The organism is Citrobacter amalonaticus (genome assembly GCF_002918555.1).
GTDB classification, from domain to species: domain Bacteria; phylum Pseudomonadota; class Gammaproteobacteria; order Enterobacterales; family Enterobacteriaceae; genus Citrobacter_C; species Citrobacter_C amalonaticus_A.
Window position 1 is genome coordinate 226,499 of record NZ_PQMB01000002.1, and the last position, 17,329, is coordinate 243,827.

Consider the following 17,329-nt stretch of genomic DNA (forward strand, 5'->3'; position numbering starts at 1 on the left):
CTGAGGGGGTTCTCACCTGTTGGCATACGAAATAACCGTCTATGCTAAAAACTCATGTGATTACAAAGAGGTGAATTATGGCCAGTGGGGATATCACCCGATATGTCATAACCGTTATGTTCCATGAGGACTCCTTAACCGAAATCAACGAACTCAACAACCACCTTACGCGCAGTGGTTTTTTACTGACCCTGACTGACGATGAGGGTAACGTGCATGAGCTGGGGACCAATACTTTTGGCCTGATAAGCGCCCAGGATAAAGAAGAGGTTAAAGCACTTGCCGCCGGGCTTGCCCGGAGCGCGCTGGGTAAAACGCCGGACGTGACGGTAACAAGCTGGGAAGAGTGGAATAACGGCAGGCAATAAGTGCCTTTCACGCGAAACGCATCCACTGTGTGCGTTAGTTCGTGTTTTTTAACCGCATCTTTGCGCTAACCTTATGATCTGGCAGACAACATGGGGAGAGACATCATGTGGCAGGCTATCAGTCGTCTTTTAAGTGAGCAAACAGGTGAAGGCGAAATCGAACTGCGTAATGAACTGCCTGGCGGAGAGATCCATGCCGCGTGGCATCTACGCTATGCAGGGCGCGATTTCTTCGTTAAATGTGATGAGCGGGAACTGCTCCCGGGTTTTACCGCGGAAGCCGACCAGCTGGACCTGCTCTCCCGCAGTAAAACCGTCACCGTGCCGAAAGTCTGGGCCGTGGGCGCAGACAGGGATTACAGCTTTCTGGTGATGGATTTTCTCCCTCCCCGTCCGCTGGATGCCCATAACGCCTTTATTCTGGGCCAGCAGCTTGCTCATTTACACCAGTGGAGCGATCAGCCGCAGTTCGGGCTCGATTTTGATAACGCGCTTTCCACCACCCCGCAGCCGAACGCCTGGCAGCGTCGGTGGTCAACCTTCTTTGCAGAGCAGCGTATCGGCTGGCAGCTTGAATTAGCCGCAGAGAAAGGCATTGCCTTTGGCAATATCGATGCCATTGTGGAGCATGTACAGCAGCGTCTCTCCTCCCATCAACCACAACCCTCATTGCTGCATGGCGACTTATGGTCCGCAAACTGCGCGCTCGGACCTGACGGACCGTATATTTTCGATCCGGCCTGCTACTGGGGCGACAGGGAGTGCGATCTGGCGATGCTGCCTCTGCACACCGATCAGCCACCGCAAATTTATGACGGCTATCAGTCGGTATCTCCGCTGCCGCAGGATTTTCTCGAGCGGCAGCCTGTCTACCAGCTCTACACGCTGCTTAACCGGGCACGGCTGTTCGGTGGACAGCATCTGGTGATTGCGCAAAAAGCAATGGACAGATTGCTGGCGGCATAACGGGTATGCCGGATGACGGCTTATGCCTTATCCGGCCTGCAGATGTACGCAACCTGAACCGTTGGCCCGATAAGCGGAGAGCTATTGGGCGTTCTTCATTGTTATATAAATCCAAGCAGTGAAAAGAACACGTAGCCGAGGACGATAATAATCACCGGTAGTATGTAGAGCGGGAAAAATTGCAAAAAGATGGTGTGGTGAGGCACGATGATACGCGACTCAATCTGCTCGCGAGATAACCCTTCGCTTCCCTTTGCCTTCTCCAGAATGAGCTGGTCCTCAACGCCTTCGCGTAAAAAGCGCGCCTGACGGCTCATTCTGGCGCCGGAATCCTGCAATGCCAGACCGACAAAAATCAGGATGAAGATCGCCCAGAACATAATATTCAGGCTGTTCTGAAAGTCAGGCGTCGGTGAGTTGTACCAGAACAGATTCAGGAACGGCGTGTTGACTCGCATCATATCGATCATGACATGCGTGAAGTCGAGCATAACCGCGTTAATCCCGTCCTGCTTTTCGCTATGCGAATACATAAATTTCAACGCGGAAATCAGCGTGGAGACCAGCGCTGGAATGAAAATCACCCATCCCAAGATCCTTTTTAAGACAGCAATGCGTCCAGCTTGTTGATACGTCATGAGTTCCCCTTGATAAAGACGCGTCGTTTTCGCTTAAGTCTACCTGTTGATAACTGTTTTCGCCCGATCTTTAAAGGCGGTATGATAGCCTTTTCGCCTTAATGAACACTGAATACCTTACATTTAAAGCTCACAAGGAGAGGTTGTAATGTCAACCCCGCGTCAAATACTGGCTGCAATTTTCGATATGGACGGATTGCTGATTGATTCCGAACCGCTCTGGGATCGGGCTGAACTGGAAGTACTGGCTGACATCGGGGTTGATATCACCCGTCGCCACGAACTGCCCGACACGCTGGGTCTGCGTATCGATATGGTGGTAGAGCTCTGGTATGCCCGCCAGCCCTGGAATGGTCCGACCCGTCAGGAAGTTACCGATCGCGTCATCACCCGGGCTATCTCGTTGGTCGAAGAGACCCGCCCACTGATGCCTGGCGTACGTGAAGCCGTGGCATTATGCAAAGCACAGGGGCTGAAAGTCGGTCTCGCCTCCGCTTCCCCTTTGCATATGCTGGAACAGGTGCTGACGATGTTTGGTCTGCGCGATAGCTTCGACGCCCTCGCCTCTGCGGAGAAACTGCCTTACAGCAAGCCGCACCCGCAGGTGTACCTGGACTGTGCCGCAAAGCTCGGCGTTGATCCGCTAAGCTGCGTCGCCCTGGAAGATTCCGTCAACGGCATGGTGGCATCGAAGGCCGCACGGATGCGTTCGATTGTCGTTCCGGCGCCAGAGGATTTGAACGATCCACGTTATGCTCTTGCCAACGTAAAACGCGCCTCACTCGCCGGGCTGACCATTGCCGATTTATGCGGCTGATAGCGATGGGGCAATGTCCTCATTGCCCATTTTGCTATGCATCCTTCATTTTTAAAACATCGTTTCATTTTTAATTGTATTCTCTCCGCTCCTCTTCTATCCTTCAGTCAGGGTCAATAACTGATAAAAATGGATCGCCGAGGTAAATATGATTCTGGATGCTTTTTGTCTTACAGGAAAAGTGGCAATCGTGACCGGTTGTGACACCGGACTGGGCCAGGGGATGACCGTTGCGCTGGCCGAAGCAGGTTGTGATATCGTCGGCGTGAACCGTAAAATTCCCAAAGAAACCGCTGCTAAAGTTGAAGCATTGGGACGGCGTTTTTTCGCCATCCAGGCCGATCTCAGTCAGCAAAACGCCATCGCCGGGATTGTGACACAAGCGGTTGAACAGTTTGGTCGGATAGACATTCTGGTTAACAACGCAGGCACCATCCGTCGTGATGACGCACTCACGTTTAGCGAGAAAGACTGGGATGACGTGATGAACCTGAATCTGAAGTCGGTTTTCTTTTTATCCCAGGCCGTCGCACGTCAGTTTCAGGCGCAGGGGCGCGGCGGCAAGATTATCAATATCGCCTCAATGCTGTCGTTCCAGGGGGGAATTCGCGTCCCCTCCTATACTGCATCAAAAAGCGGTGTCATGGGGATTACGCGCCTGTTGGCAAACGAATGGGCACAGCACCAGATTAACGTCAACGCAATCGCCCCCGGCTATATGGCGACCAATAATACCCGGCAGCTACGGGAAGACGCCGAACGCAATCAGGAGATTGTAGACCGCATCCCGGCAGGTCGCTGGGGAACCCCCGAAGACCTGCAAGGGCCGGTGGTTTTCCTTGCCTCAGACGCCTCTGACTACATCAACGGTTACACTATTGCAGTCGACGGCGGTTGGCTGGCGCGTTAATCGTGCAATTTTGACAAAGAGTTACAACGTCACCACTTCCGCCAGATGGATAAAAAACCTATACTGTATGAATTCACAGTTCATTAGGTTTTATCATGACGGCGGAAGGTCACCTTCTCTTTTCCATTGCCTGCGCGGTGTTTGCCAAAAACGCCGAGCTGACGCCCGTGCTCGCGCAGGGTGACTGGTGGCATATTGTTCCCTCCGCCATTCTGACATGCCTGTTGCCGGATATCGATCACCCGAAATCCTTTCTCGGTCAACGACTCAAGTGGATTTCCAAACCGATCGCCCGCGCCTTTGGTCACCGCGGATTTACGCATAGCCTGCTGGCGGTTTTTGCTCTGCTCACCACTTTCTATCTCAAAGTTCCTGATACCTGGATTATTCCCGCGGATGCCCTGCAGGGTATGGTTCTGGGTTATCTGAGCCACATTGTGGCAGATATGCTGACACCGGCAGGTGTTCCTCTGCTGTGGCCCTGTCGCTGGCGGTTTCGCGTGCCCATTCTCGTCCCACAGAAAGGTAACCAACTGGAACGCTTTCTCTGTATGGCGCTGTTTGCCTGGGCCGTATGGATGCCGCAGACGCTGCCCGAAAACAGTGCAGTGCGCTGGTCATCGCATATGATCAATACGCTGCAAATGCAGTTCAATCGCTTTATAAAGCATCAGATTGATTAGTAAACCGGCAAAAATTTCATTTTGAGTATAAACAATTCCATTTGAATATAAGACCCAGGTCACAGTTCTGCTAACCTTGCGCCAACAGGATCGCTCTGACATGGCGAGACGGATAATAAAATCAGGAGAACGGGGATGAATTTTCCATTAATCGCGAACATTGTGGTGTTCGTCGCTCTGCTGTTTGTGCTGGCGCAAACGCGCCATAAACAGTGGAGTCTGGCAAAGAAAGTATTGGTGGGTTTGGTCATGGGCGTCGTGTTTGGCCTGGCCCTGCATACCATTTATGGTTCTGACAGTCAGGTGCTCAAAGACTCGGTGCAGTGGTTCAACATTGTCGGCAACGGCTATGTCCAGCTGCTGCAGATGATCGTCATGCCGCTCGTTTTCGCCTCTATCCTGAGCGCGGTTGCACGTCTGCATAATGCCTCACAGTTGGGTAAAATTAGTTTCCTGACTATCGGCACGCTGCTGTTTACGACGCTCATTGCCGCGCTGGTCGGCGTGCTGGTGACGAATCTGTTCGGTCTGACGGCGGAAGGTCTGGTTCAGGGCGGTGCGGAAACCGCACGTCTGAACGCGATCGAAACGAATTATGTCAGTAAAGTTGCCGATCTGAGCGTACCGCAGCTGGTGCTGTCGTTCGTGCCGAAAAACCCATTTGCTGATCTGACCGGCGCAAACCCAACCTCCATCATTAGCGTTGTCATCTTTGCTGCCTTCCTCGGCGTGGCCGCGCTGAAGCTGTTAAAAGATGATGCGCCAAAAGGCGAGCGCGTATTGACCGCTATTGATACCCTGCAAAGCTGGGTGATGAAGCTGGTCCGTCTGGTGATGCAGCTGACCCCTTATGGTGTTCTGGCACTGATGACCAAAGTCGTTGCCGGCTCTAACCTGCAGGATATCATCAAGCTGGGCAGCTTCGTGGTCGCCTCCTATCTCGGCCTGGTCATCATGTTCGTGGTACACGGCTTTCTGCTGGGGGTTAACGGCGTCAACCCGCTGAAATATTTCCGTAAAGTGTGGCCGGTCCTGACCTTCGCCTTCACCAGCCGCTCCAGCGCAGCGTCTATTCCGCTAAATGTGGAAGCGCAAACGCGTCGCCTGGGCGTACCGGAATCCATCGCCAGCTTCTCCGCCTCTTTTGGCGCGACGATCGGTCAGAACGGTTGTGCGGGCCTCTATCCGGCAATGCTGGCGGTAATGGTTGCCCCCACCGTCGGGATTAACCCGCTGGATCCGATGTGGATTGCCACGCTGGTGGGAATTGTCACCGTAAGCTCGGCGGGGGTGGCTGGCGTCGGCGGGGGTGCGACTTTCGCCGCGCTGATTGTGCTGCCTGCGATGGGCCTGCCGGTGACCCTCGTGGCGCTGCTGATTTCCGTAGAGCCGCTGATCGACATGGGCCGTACCGCGCTGAACGTCAGCGGATCGATGACTGCGGGTACGCTAACCAGCCAGTGGCTGAAACAAACCGATAAAACCATTCTGGACAGTGAGGACGACGCCGAACTGGCGCATCACTAACGGAATGTGTTGCAAACAGATACCGCCTTCATGAAGGCGGTTTTTTTATCCCCGCTAATCCGCTATTTCGTTTTCCTGCCGAACCTGATTTGCCCAGCGCTGCGCCGATTCAGGCACGGTAAACGTGGGCGACCGCTGAAATGACTCCCCCATTAAGACAAAGGCGACATATTTCCCGCGCAGTATCCATACGTCACGAAACGCGTCCATTTTTATCGCATGCTCTGGCGGGGCTGGTTCTACACGCGGAACATAGCTAATAACCGGGCGATTTTGTTGGCGAAAAGGTTTCATCATCAATGGCTTCACTAAGACAGATTCAAAAAATCAGAAAACCCCTATCTTAGCCGATCTTCCCCCCTTTCGTCCTGCCCCGCGAGTGCGATTTGCCTGAGTTTACCAGCAGTGACGCCAGCACGAATGCAGTGGTGGTCTATAGTTAGGGGGTTTTGACAAAAAAAACAACGACCCTTTCAGTAATGAAAAATGGAGACGAGTTCAATGTCGCAAGATAAGAAGTCCCATCAGCATCAGTCACCGGTTCATGATACCAACGAAGCTAAACCGGGCCTGGATTCACTGGCGCCAGAAGACGGTTTTCATCGTCCCTCCCCGGAGCCAACGCCGCCCGGGGCGCAACCTACCGCGCCGGGTAGCCTGAAAGCACCGGAAACGCATAACGATAAGCTCAATGCCCTGGAAAGCGCGCGCAAAGGGGGTGAAAACTTCGCTCTCACCACCAATCAGGGCGTGCGCATCGCTGACGATCAAAACTCTCTGCGTGCCGGAAGTCGTGGACCCACGCTGCTGGAAGATTTTATTCTGCGGGAAAAAATCACCCACTTTGACCACGAACGTATTCCGGAGAGGATCGTTCATGCGCGTGGTTCCGCCGCTCACGGTTACTTCCAGCCCTACAAAAGCTTGAAAGACATCACCAAAGCGGATTTTCTTACCGACCCTGATAAAATCACTCCGGTTTTTGTTCGTTTCTCTACCGTACAGGGCGGCGCGGGTTCCGCTGACTCCGTGCGCGATATCCGTGGTTTTGCCACCAAATTCTATACTGAGGAGGGGATATTTGACCTTGTGGGCAATAACACCCCGGTCTTTTTTATCCAGGATGCGCATAAGTTCCCCGACTTCGTTCACGCCGTAAAACCCGAACCTCACTGGGCCATTCCGCAGGGGCAAAGCGCCCATGATACCTTCTGGGACTACGTCTCGCTGCAACCCGAAACGCTGCACAATGTGATGTGGGCGATGTCCGATCACGGCATCCCGCGCAGCTACCGCACTATGGAAGGGTTTGGTATTCACACTTTCCGCCTGATTAACGCGCAAGGCAAAGCGACGTTTGTGCGCTTTCACTGGAAGCCGCTGGCGGGTAAAGCCTCCCTGGTTTGGGATGAGTCGCAAAAACTCACCGGACGCGATCCGGATTTCCACCGCCGGGATCTGTGGGAAGCCATTGAAGCGGGTGACTTCCCGGAATATGAGCTGGGGCTGCAATTAATCCCGGAAGAGGATGAATTTAAATTCGATTTCGACCTGCTTGACCCAACCAAGCTGATCCCGGAAGAACTGGTTCCCGTACAGCGCGTCGGAAAGATGGTGCTCAACCGAAACCCGGACAATTTCTTTGCCGAAAACGAGCAGGTGGCATTCCATCCCGGTCACATCGTCCCCGGCATCGATTTCACCAACGACCCGCTGTTACAGGGGCGGTTATTCTCTTATACCGATACGCAAATCAGTCGTCTGGGCGGGCCTAACTTCCATGAAATCCCCATTAACCGCCCGACCTGTCCGTACCATAACTTTCAACGCGATGGGATGCACCGGCAGGACATTGATACTAACCCGGCGAATTACGAACCCAACTCAATTAATGACAACTGGCCGCGCGAAACGCCGCCGGGACCAAAGCGCGGAGGATTTGAGTCATATCAGGAGCGCATCGAAGGGAATAAAATTCGTGAGCGCAGCCCCTCCTTCGGCGAATATTATGCCCAGCCTCGCCTGTTCTGGCTAAGCCAGACCCCGGTCGAGCAGTTGCATATTGTTGAGGCGTTCAGCTTCGAGTTAAGTAAAGTTGTCCGCGCCTATATTCGTGAAAGAGTGGTCGATCAGCTGGCGCATATTGACGTTAATCTGGCGCAATCCGTGGCTAAGAATCTGGGTATCACACTGACCGATGAGCAGACGCGGATCGCGCCGCCGCCTGATGTCAACGGCCTGAAGAAAGATCCGTCACTCAGCCTGTACGCGGTTCCTGGCGGAGACATTAAAGGCCGCATAGTGGCCATTCTGCTCAATGATAAAGTGAAATCAGCGGATCTGCTCGCCATTCTGAAGGCGCTTAAAGCCAAAGGTGTTCATGCCAAACTGCTCTACACGCGAATGGGTGAAGTGAAGGCCGATGATGGTTCAGAATTAACCATTGCCGGGACGTTTGCGGGCTCACCGTCGCTCACGGTCGACGCAGTTATTGTACCTTGTGGAAATATTGCGGACATCGAAAACAGCGGCGACGCCAGATATTATCTGCTGGAAGCCTATAAGCATCTCAAACCGGTTGCGCTGGCGGGTGATGCGCGTCGTTTCAAATCGGTGCTCAATATCGACAGTCAGGGTGAAGAAGGCGTTGTGGAAGCAGAGAATGTGGATAGCCATTTTATGGATGAGCTGTCTGGACTGATGGCGGCTCACCGCGTCTGGTCTCGCAGCGGCAAAGTCGCGACAATTCCGGCCTGAAAAAAATGCGGCGCAATCACGCGCCGCAAACTCAGGAGTCACACATCAAGAAAACTGCCCAGTCGGTAGCCTCGTTCTGCAATCGCATTTTTCAGCGATGGAGAGGTTAGTACATCCAGTTCAGTTAATCGGGGGTAACAGTAGGCACTCTGACGAATAATATTGTCGACGAAAGCCGGATGACACATCACTTCAAGGGAGGACTCCCCGCGGCTCGCGGAAGACTCCAGTGCTTTCAGAAACAGCGTCTCAGAGATCTCCTCACCGTAAAACTCGCTGCTGAAGCCCTGAGAGCTGCGTAACGCCATCGGCAAATCGGCGGCGTTCAGTACTATCTGACGGTCAACACGCAACGCAATGCCCCGCTTAACCGCAAATTGCGCCACGATGGGGAAAATTTGCGGGAACATGTGCACGTGGTGATGGCTGTCCAGATGCACGGGCTCCCGCCCAAACAGGTCAATGAAACGCTGATACTGACATTCCAGCTCGTGGGCAATTTCATCCAGCGGCAGCGTGTCTTCTTCTGCCATCTGCCAGATCCATTTCCCCAGACGCCCTTCCCGAACCAGACCCGGCATTGCCGTCAGCGGCTTCCCTAAGGTCAGGACAAAGTGCATCCCAACCGCCAGGTCTGGCACTTCACGGCACAGCTGCGCGGCATGTTCGATGGCTTCGCCATTGACCAGCGCTGTTGTGGAGGTGACCACCCCATTGCGACAGGCCTCCACAATGCCGTAGTTTTGCCCTTTGCTCAGGCCAAAGTCATCCGCATTTACTATCAATAAGCGTTCCATAGCCTTCTCCTGCTAGTTCTTTGCGCCCTTAAGCGTCTCAATACACCCGGCGAAGTTTGGCAACCATTTTTCATGGGCCAGAATAAGCTCACGTGCGAGGCTCTCCGCATCGCGGTCAGAGTGCACCAGTGGGCTAAGGTTCAGCGCCAACAGCACATCATTAAACTCGCCGCTAAGCGCCGCCGAGCTTGCCGCCACTTCGAAGCCCTTAATCGTATAGATCAGGCCCAGCACTTTCTCGTCAAAATGGGTAATACGCGGATGCGGCGTCGCCCCATGACGACCTAATGTGCAGGTCATTTCTACCGCCCAGTCAGCCGGAATATTATCAACATGACCATGATGCGGAATATTGACGTAGTGTTCGGTCTGCTTGTCATTGAAGATAGCGTTGATCACTTCGCATGCTGCATCGGAGTAATAGGCGCCGCCGCGCTGCTCCAGTTCTTTCGGTTTTACATTCAGCTCAGGATCTTTGTAGAGGTCAAAAAGCTGCTTTTCAACCTTCTGCACCACCTGAGCACGGGCGCCGCCTTTGTAATACTCGCCCATTTCAATCGCCAGCATCTCTTTTTGCTTAAAGTAGTACAGCAAATACGAGCACGGCAGCAGATTCAGGGAACGAATCAATCCCTCGCTAAACGGCAGATCGAAAATATTTTTCACGGTGGAGGCTTTCAGCGCCCCGGAAGCCACGCCGTCCAGCAGTTCAGCAAACCGTGATTCGCCGTTGACAAGGACATCTTTGATAAACACCATGTGGTTAAGACCAAAGAGATCGATGGACAGGTCATCACTCTCTTTCAGCGCCAGCACGTCATGAATGAACATCTTCATGCCAACCGGGATATTGCACACCCCAATGAAACGCCTGAAGTTTGTGTGGCGGTATACCGCCTCCGTCACCATCCCGGCCGGGTTAGTAAAGTTAATGACCCACGCGTTCGGGCAAAGTTCTTCCACATCCTTAATGATGTCAAAAATCACCGGTATGGTACGTAAACCTTTAAACAGGCCGCCTGCGCCGTTGGTTTCCTGACCAAGATAGCCCTGGCTCAGTGGAATACGCTCATCCAGCTCGCGGGCTTTAAGCTGGCCAACGCGTAGCTGGGTGGTAACAAAGTCAGCATCTTTTAACGCTTCGCGACGATCGAGGCTCTTGAACACCTTCATCGGGACGCCAGCTTTAGCAATCATGCGCTGGCACAGGTCGAAAATAATATCCAGTTTCTCTTTTCCACCTTCAACATCAACCAGCCACAATTCCGAAACCGGCAATTCATGGTAGCGCTTAATAAACCCTTCCAGTAATTCCGGGGTATAGCTGCTCCCGCCACCGATAGTGACGACTTTTAATTTCTGGCTCATAATTTCTCCCTTCAGTATAAGATACTGACGTGTATATTATATTGCCCACCTTCAGATATAACGCTGCTCTCCCGGCGTTAAAGGGCAAAACTGGCAATCTGGTTATTAATACCCTGACCCGTCAGGCTATTAGCAAATAATCTACTGATTGTACTGCGTTAGTTTTTTTCTATAACTATTAGGCGTGAATGATGTCATTTTTTTAAACGTTTTAATAAACAGACTTGGGCTACTGTAACCTGCCTCATACGCAATATCCGTAACCGAGTAGTTCGTCATTTCCAGCTGTTTTTTCGCAAAGTTAATGCGGATTTCATTAATAATCTGCATCGGTGTTTTTCGATAATAACGCTGGGTTGCTCTGGTCAGATACTCCTGAGATTTTGCGGACAGGGAGATCATATTTTCCAGCGCGTTTTCACTAAACTGCGATTTATCATGCATCGTTTCCACGGTGCCCTTCAGCCATTGTGGTACATCATCGATGACCTGCTCTTCGCGGTAGTGGCGTAACCGGTTAATAATGTAGAAGGTGACCACTTCAACAAATTCTTCCAGTCCCGTATCGCGAAAATTCAGTGAGGCAATGACCGTTTCGACATAGGTCAAAAAGGCGTTGTTGGCCCGGTACACCTGCGATGCGACAAAACAAAACGGTAATAACGGCAGATAGTGCTGTTCAAAAAAGCGTTTACTGATGCCAACGTTCAAAATACGCGTGGCGCCAAACTCGTAGAAACTCTGGTGATGCGAGCCCAGTGGGATAAAAACAAAATCACCGCGTTCCAGCAGGACTCGTTTACCGTTGATCTCCTGGTAATAGCGACCCGTTAAGACCAGGGTAAACTCGTAGTAATCGTGTTGATGCAACCCACTGATACTTTCAGTTTTGTTGTAGATAAACACATGGAAATTTTTGCCGTTGAACAGCTGCTGTTCACGTGCGACGGGAATTTCCGGTGCGTTAATCTGTAGTTGCATCATCAGTTCCTTACTATTTCAGCTTTTCGTGAAGTTCAATTAGCTCTGTCACCAGCTCACGCGCCAGCATTGACGTCATCAGGTGATCCTGAGCATGTACCAGCACCAGGCTAACCTTCATTTTACCTTCGCCCTGATCGCCTTCAATCAGTTTGGTTTGAACCAGGTGTGCCTCGTTCAGCGCCATACGCGACTGCTCCATCATCGCCTTCGCCGCGTCAAAATCACCCTGCTTAGCCTGTTTTAGCGCCGCGTAAGCCAGGCTGCGCGCCTGCCCGGAGTTGATGATGAGCCCCATCACCACTTCTTCAAGTTCTTCGGCTTCCGTTTGGGAATCGGTAATATTATCGAGATCCATCATAAATCATTCCTCTTTGACAGTCCGGCATGAGTCACCCCATGCCGGAGAATATTTAGAATTTCAGGGCGTTAGCAATATCTTCTTCGCTCTCTTCTTCCTGAATCGCATTCTGCGCTTTGTTAGCGACAACCACGAACGGCAGGTAAATCAGCGTGGCGACACCGAGGTTGAACAGGGCGACCAGCAGAGCGGCAATACTACCGTTGGTGTTAAAGAAGGCCCCCAGGCCGGTTGGCATCGTCCACGGCGCGATGTTGGTGATCGGCGGGATAATGCCCAGATAATACGCCGTCAGCGCAATAGCGGCCAGAATCGGTTGCACCAGAATGAACGGGATAAACATCACCGGGTTCATGATGATCGGCAGACCAAACAGAATCGGCTCGTTAATCTGGAAGATACTTGATGGCAGCGCCAGCTTCGCAACCTGACGATAATCCGGACGACGGGAGGCAATAAAGATAGCGATAAGCAGGCCGAGAGTGGCACCGCTGCCGCCAAGGAATACGTAAGAGTCCAGCATCGGTTTAGCCCAGACGTGGAAGGTCTTACCGGCCGCGAGCGCCGCCTCTACGGAGCCGTACTGCTGGTAGGTAGCGATGTTTTCCAGCGTCCACGGCGTCATGATGCCGCTCTCCAGCGCGGTCAGCGCCAGGGAACCATGAATACCGAAGAACCACAGCAGCGGGACAAAAATAGTGTATGCCCAACCAACTACCCCACCCAGCGACGCCAGCGGCGTGGAAACGGTATCCATAATGAGCTGGTGGAAGTTGGTGCCCCAGGTGTTCAGAGCCCAGGCAATGACCCCCATGATTGAAAGAATAATAAAGCCAGGGATCAGCGCCGAGAATGAGCGGGATACCGATGCAGGCACGCTGTCGGGTAATTTAATAACCCAGTTACGGCGAACAACAAAGGTGAACATTTCTGCTACCACCAGGCCAATAACGATCCCGGAGATAATATTGGCGCCGCCCAACCAGTTTGCCCCTACCGCATAGGCTTCACCAACGCTGTAAGGTGTCACGGTCATGAATGCCGCAATGGATAAAAGTCCTGCCGCCAGAGCATCAACTTTACGCTCTTCCGCCAGCGCCATGCCGATGAAGAATGGCGCCATCAACGACATAATACCTAATGTACCGTTATAAACATTTCCGCCGATGCCTTTCAGACTATTGAGATTTTCAATCGTTGAGGCATCAAGACGAATACCAAGGGAATAAAAAAACGACCCCTCCCCAAAGCTCAGAAAAACGTTATTAATTAATACAAACATGGCCCCTGCGAGGGTTAACGGCATTAAGCGGATAAAACCGTTTTTGATTGCATTAACGTGAGGCTGTTTTCCTATTTTAACAGCAAAAGGAAGGAGTACCTTTTCAAGTGAAGCAATGACGTTACTCATAGAAAAATACCCTTTAAAACCGCAATAAAATATTGCGGTATAAGTAAATGAAATAACTCTTTGACGGGAAAATTTAAAAATAATTAATTTGCAGCGGCTTTTTTAATTGCTGCTACAGCAGCTTTAAGCACGCCTAAACCATCGACTTTGCCATACAGCAGCGAGTCAATCACTTCTACAGGTTTGTTGGGTAACAAACGCTGAATTTCGGGCAACATATAAGCAATCTGTGGGCCTAACAATACGACATCGGCTGCCGGACCTTTTTCCCCGGCAAGTGTTTCCGGGAATGCTTCAATAATAACCGGCACTTCATATTTTTCAGCCTGAGCGCGCATCTTTGATACCAGTAAAGAAGTCGACATGCCAGCAGAGCAAAACAGATAAATGTGTTTCTTTTCCATAAAAACGATCCTCATGTGCGATTATCGGTCAATCAGACACTCCGCAAGTCTTCATCTTCATCCATGTTCCGGGCGACCTGCGTAACCGAAATAACTTTTTTAAGTGGTTGAAACGAGTATACGGTATCGGACCTGCGGATGGTATTTCCTTGACCAACTAAATTGTCTCTCATTGACCTGGCGTTATGACCCCTCTCACATTTCAGGCAAATAATTCGCGGCAATAAATAAGATAACCCAGGAAACAAAAAACCGGCGCGATGGCCGGTTTTTTGTACTGCTCAGGCAATATACAGGAGTGACTACTTGCCCGCCTGCGGGTCGGTATCATACTCAGCGCAGGTCTGGTAGCCGGAGTTGATCACCCTGCCTGCGTCATCGAGTGCAACAAAATAGGTTTCAGCTTTACCATCACGTTGACCCAGGATGTAGGTCTGGCAGGTGCCTCGCGCATGAATCATGCTTACTTCGGAAGACGGTTTACCTGCAATCTGCGCAACCTGAGCCCGGGTCATCCCCTTTTTAACATCTTTAACCACAGGCTGCGTAAATTGGTCTTTCGTACGATCGTAAGCCGTACACCCTGCCAGCATCGTCAATACTGCCGCTGCGCTTAAAATTCCAGCTATATTCTTGTTCATTTTCCGTCCTCTTGTTTTTCAGCGTGTTAGATAAGCCTGGAACACAATATGACATTTTTCAAGCTGACGATTAACATGTGACATATTTCATCATATTCCGAATGAGCGGGAATATGTCGTTTTAAACAGCACTTACCCTGGTGAGCCTTGTCGTTTGTGCGTCAACGCGTTAGCTTTAACACAATCTAATTTTCGTTTTTTTTGGAGGGGGTGAAATGACGCTGCAACAAGAGATAATCCAGGCGCTGGGTGCAAAGCCACAGATCAACGCAGAAGAGGAAATCCGCCGTAGCGTGGAATTTCTGAAATCCTACCTGAAGAGATATCCCTTTCTGAAGTCGCTGGTTCTGGGGATCAGCGGCGGACAGGACTCCACGCTGGCGGGAAAATTATGTCAGATGGCCATCGCTGAGCTGCGTAAAGAGACCGGCAACGACGCGCTGCAGTTTATCGCCGTCCGTCTGCCTTACGGTGTCCAGGCCGATGAGCAAGATTGTCAGGACGCCATTGAATTTATCCAGCCTGACCGTGTGCTGACCGTCAATATTAAAGGTGCGGTACTGGCGAGCGAGCAGGCGCTCCGCGAAGCCGGTATTGAACTGAGCGATTTCATACGCGGTAATGAGAAAGCCCGCGAACGTATGAAAGCGCAGTACAGTATCGCCGGAATGACCAGCGGCGTAGTGGTCGGCACCGATCATGCCGCGGAGGCCATCACCGGGTTCTTCACCAAATATGGCGACGGCGGCACCGACATTAATCCACTCTTTCGCCTGAACAAGCGCCAGGGTAAACAGCTGCTCGCCACCCTGGGCTGCCCGGAACATTTATATAAGAAAGCGCCGACGGCCGATCTCGAAGACGATCGTCCCTCTCTGCCGGATGAAGCGGCCCTGGGCGTTACCTACGATAACATTGATGATTATCTGGAAGGTAAAACGCTCGATGCCAGCATCGCAAAAATCATTGAGGGCTGGTACGTGAAGACAGAGCATAAGCGTCGCCCGCCGATTACCGTCTTTGACGATTTCTGGAAGAAATAAACTACGCTATTCCAGTGCCCGGCGTGCTATCCCTGCCGGGCAGCATCCTTTCCCGCCTCTTTTTTAATCACCGCCCGGCTGCTATACTGGATGTATAACCAGCACCAGGAGCACACAGTGGTACGGCGTCAATCAGCCCCTCGTCCAGAATTCGAAGCAGCAGCAATTTATGAATATCCCGAACATTTGCGCCCGTATATTGACGCACTTCCCACGGAGCCAGGCGTTTATCTGTTCCACAGTGAAAGCGACACCCTGCCGCTCTACATCGGGAAAAGCATTAACATCCGTAGCCGGGTGCTTTCTCATCTGCGCATGGTCGACGAAGCGGCCTTGCTTCGTCAATCCCGACGCATCAGTTGGATCTGTACAGCAGGCGAAATCGGCGCGTTGTTGCTGGAAGCCCGACTCATCAAAGAGCAACAGCCGCTGTTCAATAAGCGCTTGCGACGCAATCGTCAACTCTGCGCATTACAGCTGACCGGTCAGAAAGTTGATGTCGTCCACGCCCGCGATGTGGATTTCTCCCGCGAGCCAAACCTGTTCGGCCTGTTTGCTAACCGTCGCGCCGCATTACAGGCATTGCAGGCGATCGCCGATGAACAGAAGCTTTGCTATGGTCTGCTGGGTCTGGAGCCGCTCAGCCGTGGACGCGCGTGTTTTCGCTCTGCGCTGAAACGCTGCGCAGGGGCCTGTTGCGGTAAAGAGACGCCTGAAGAACACCAGTCGCGGCTACTGGAGGCGCTGGAACGTCTGAGAGTGGTATGCTGGCCGTGGAAAAATGCGATCGCCCTGAAAGAAAGCCGCGCAGCAATGACCCGGTATCACATTATCAATAACTGGCTGTGGCTGGGCGCGGTTTCTTCACTTGCGGACGCGGTTACGCTGGCGCGCACACCCGCCGGTTTTGATCACGATGGTTACAAAATTCTGTGCAAACCCATTATCTCTGGTCAGCATGAAATCATTGAACTGACGCCGGAGAGTGTCCGGAAAGCCAGGTAATCTCGCTGAACAACAGCCTGCCTTCTGATTTTAACAGCCGTAACGTATGTTTGCCGTCAGACCAGCAGGCCCCCTGATCGGTCGTCAGGAGCTTATCGCCCAGCTGCCATGCACCGCTTATCACAAAGACCACCCCGCCGCGCGAACCAAACGTGGTAAACGTTCGTTCGGCAACCCTGACGTTTGCCCGACAATATTCCCGCCGGGTCATGATGTTGAAATCCATCGACATCAACCCTTCCGTCAGCTTTGCTTTTACCACGTCATCCCCGGCAAAAGTAAACGGCTGGTGTCGTTTTAAGACGTGGGTGAATGTATTTGCACTTTCCAGCGTCACTTCCCCTCCTTCCAGCAGGGTAATGACACGCTCAACGCCCGGGAAAAGAGAAAACTCGCCGTTCCCGGCGATAGAAGCAATACTGGCACGCCAGTGAAAATCCCGCGTCGCCGGAGGAAAGCAGCAAATCTCGCGCGTCTCCCCCGCCCCATTGCGCCAGAGGCTCACCGGCATTTTGCGGATATCAAAGTACTCCATCATCCCTCCCAGGAAACACCATTTGGCATAACATTGCACACGGTGGTTATCGGCAGGCGTGAAGATTTACATGAGTCCTTTAGCAAGAAAAAACCGCCGATCCTGTCCATCCCGTTA

Annotated in this window: 19 protein-coding genes; 9 read left to right on the plus strand and 10 right to left on the minus strand. The window is 52.2% G+C overall.

What is annotated here, in order from left to right:
* Positions 1-77: 77 nt before the first annotated feature.
* Both ghoS and C3432_RS06445 read left to right on the plus strand, forming a co-directional pair.
* Entirely contained in the window at positions 78-368 is a 291-nt protein-coding gene (gene ghoS / locus C3432_RS06440) for a type V toxin-antitoxin system endoribonuclease antitoxin GhoS (protein WP_103775831.1), read from the plus strand.
* 105 nt (positions 369-473) lie between these two features.
* The gene (locus C3432_RS06445) at positions 474-1,334 is read left to right on the plus strand and encodes a fructosamine kinase family protein (protein WP_103775832.1); all 861 of its coding nucleotides are present in this window, start codon (positions 474-476) and stop codon (positions 1,332-1,334) included.
* A 101-nt stretch (positions 1,335-1,435) separates the two neighbouring features.
* Here C3432_RS06445 and C3432_RS06450 read toward each other — a convergent pair whose 3' ends face one another.
* Entirely contained in the window at positions 1,436-1,972 is a 537-nt protein-coding gene (locus C3432_RS06450; protein WP_103775833.1) for a YniB family protein, read from the minus strand.
* Between the two features lie 148 nt (positions 1,973-2,120).
* Between C3432_RS06450 and hxpB the strand changes: the two genes are divergently transcribed.
* From hxpB to tcyP, 4 genes are all read left to right on the plus strand, one after another.
* Positions 2,121-2,789 carry a hexitol phosphatase HxpB gene (gene hxpB, locus C3432_RS06455; protein WP_103775834.1) on the plus strand — a complete coding sequence of 223 codons (669 nt, stop codon included), beginning with the start codon at positions 2,121-2,123 and terminating at the stop codon, positions 2,787-2,789.
* Between the two features lie 148 nt (positions 2,790-2,937).
* Positions 2,938-3,699 (plus strand): 2-dehydro-3-deoxy-D-gluconate 5-dehydrogenase KduD, encoded by a 762-nt coding sequence (gene kduD, locus C3432_RS06460; RefSeq protein WP_103775835.1) that lies wholly within the window; start codon positions 2,938-2,940, stop codon positions 3,697-3,699.
* Between the two features lie 95 nt (positions 3,700-3,794).
* Positions 3,795-4,382, plus strand: coding sequence for a metal-dependent hydrolase (locus C3432_RS06465; protein ID WP_103775836.1), 588 nt, complete (start codon positions 3,795-3,797; stop codon positions 4,380-4,382).
* 135 nt (positions 4,383-4,517) lie between these two features.
* Positions 4,518-5,909 carry a cystine/sulfocysteine:cation symporter gene (tcyP, locus tag C3432_RS06470; protein WP_103775837.1) on the plus strand — a complete coding sequence of 464 codons (1,392 nt, stop codon included), beginning with the start codon at positions 4,518-4,520 and terminating at the stop codon, positions 5,907-5,909.
* A 54-nt stretch (positions 5,910-5,963) separates the two neighbouring features.
* On the opposite strand, the gene cedA is transcribed toward tcyP, so the two are convergent.
* Positions 5,964-6,218 (minus strand): cell division activator CedA, encoded by a 255-nt coding sequence (gene cedA / locus C3432_RS06475; RefSeq protein ID WP_103775838.1) that lies wholly within the window; start codon positions 6,216-6,218, stop codon positions 5,964-5,966.
* 192 nt (positions 6,219-6,410) lie between these two features.
* Here cedA and katE point away from each other — a divergent pair, with 192 nt between their 5' ends.
* Entirely contained in the window at positions 6,411-8,666 is a 2,256-nt protein-coding gene (gene katE / locus C3432_RS06480) for a catalase HPII (protein ID WP_103775839.1), read from the plus strand.
* A gap of 38 nt (positions 8,667-8,704) precedes the next feature.
* On the opposite strand, the gene chbG is transcribed toward katE, so the two are convergent.
* The 7 genes from chbG to osmE all read right to left on the minus strand — a co-directional run bounded on the left by chbG (position 8,705) and on the right by osmE (position 14,629).
* The gene (chbG, locus tag C3432_RS06485; protein WP_103775840.1) at positions 8,705-9,463 is read right to left on the minus strand and encodes a chitin disaccharide deacetylase; all 759 of its coding nucleotides are present in this window, start codon (positions 9,461-9,463) and stop codon (positions 8,705-8,707) included.
* Positions 9,464-9,475: 12 nt separating this feature from the next.
* Entirely contained in the window at positions 9,476-10,831 is a 1,356-nt protein-coding gene (locus C3432_RS06490; protein WP_103775841.1) for a 6-phospho-beta-glucosidase, read from the minus strand.
* A gap of 141 nt (positions 10,832-10,972) precedes the next feature.
* Positions 10,973-11,815 (minus strand): transcriptional regulator ChbR, encoded by an 843-nt coding sequence (gene chbR, locus C3432_RS06495; RefSeq protein ID WP_103775842.1) that lies wholly within the window; start codon positions 11,813-11,815, stop codon positions 10,973-10,975.
* A 10-nt stretch (positions 11,816-11,825) separates the two neighbouring features.
* Positions 11,826-12,173, minus strand: coding sequence for a PTS N,N'-diacetylchitobiose transporter subunit IIA (gene chbA, locus C3432_RS06500; protein WP_103775843.1), 348 nt, complete (start codon positions 12,171-12,173; stop codon positions 11,826-11,828).
* Positions 12,174-12,225: 52 nt separating this feature from the next.
* Complete coding sequence (chbC, locus tag C3432_RS06505; protein WP_103775844.1) at positions 12,226-13,584, minus strand: PTS N,N'-diacetylchitobiose transporter subunit IIC; 1,359 nt, start codon at positions 13,582-13,584, stop codon at positions 12,226-12,228.
* 83 nt (positions 13,585-13,667) lie between these two features.
* A complete protein-coding gene (chbB, locus tag C3432_RS06510; RefSeq protein ID WP_003030620.1) occupies positions 13,668-13,988 on the minus strand; it encodes a PTS N,N'-diacetylchitobiose transporter subunit IIB in 321 nt (106 codons plus the stop codon).
* 302 nt (positions 13,989-14,290) lie between these two features.
* Positions 14,291-14,629, minus strand: a complete 339-nt coding sequence (gene osmE / locus C3432_RS06515; protein WP_103775845.1) for an osmotically-inducible lipoprotein OsmE — start codon at positions 14,627-14,629, stop codon at positions 14,291-14,293.
* A gap of 215 nt (positions 14,630-14,844) precedes the next feature.
* Between osmE and nadE the strand changes: the two genes are divergently transcribed.
* A complete protein-coding gene (gene nadE, locus C3432_RS06520; protein ID WP_103775846.1) occupies positions 14,845-15,672 on the plus strand; it encodes an ammonia-dependent NAD(+) synthetase in 828 nt (275 codons plus the stop codon).
* A gap of 117 nt (positions 15,673-15,789) precedes the next feature.
* Positions 15,790-16,677, plus strand: coding sequence for an excinuclease Cho (cho, locus tag C3432_RS06525; RefSeq protein WP_181012882.1), 888 nt, complete (start codon positions 15,790-15,792; stop codon positions 16,675-16,677).
* Here the strand turns inward: cho and ves are convergent.
* The gene (gene ves, locus C3432_RS06530) at positions 16,637-17,212 is read right to left on the minus strand and encodes an environmental stress-induced protein Ves (RefSeq protein ID WP_103775848.1); all 576 of its coding nucleotides are present in this window, start codon (positions 17,210-17,212) and stop codon (positions 16,637-16,639) included. The genes cho and ves overlap by 41 nt on opposite strands.
* Positions 17,213-17,329: the final 117 nt, after the last annotated feature.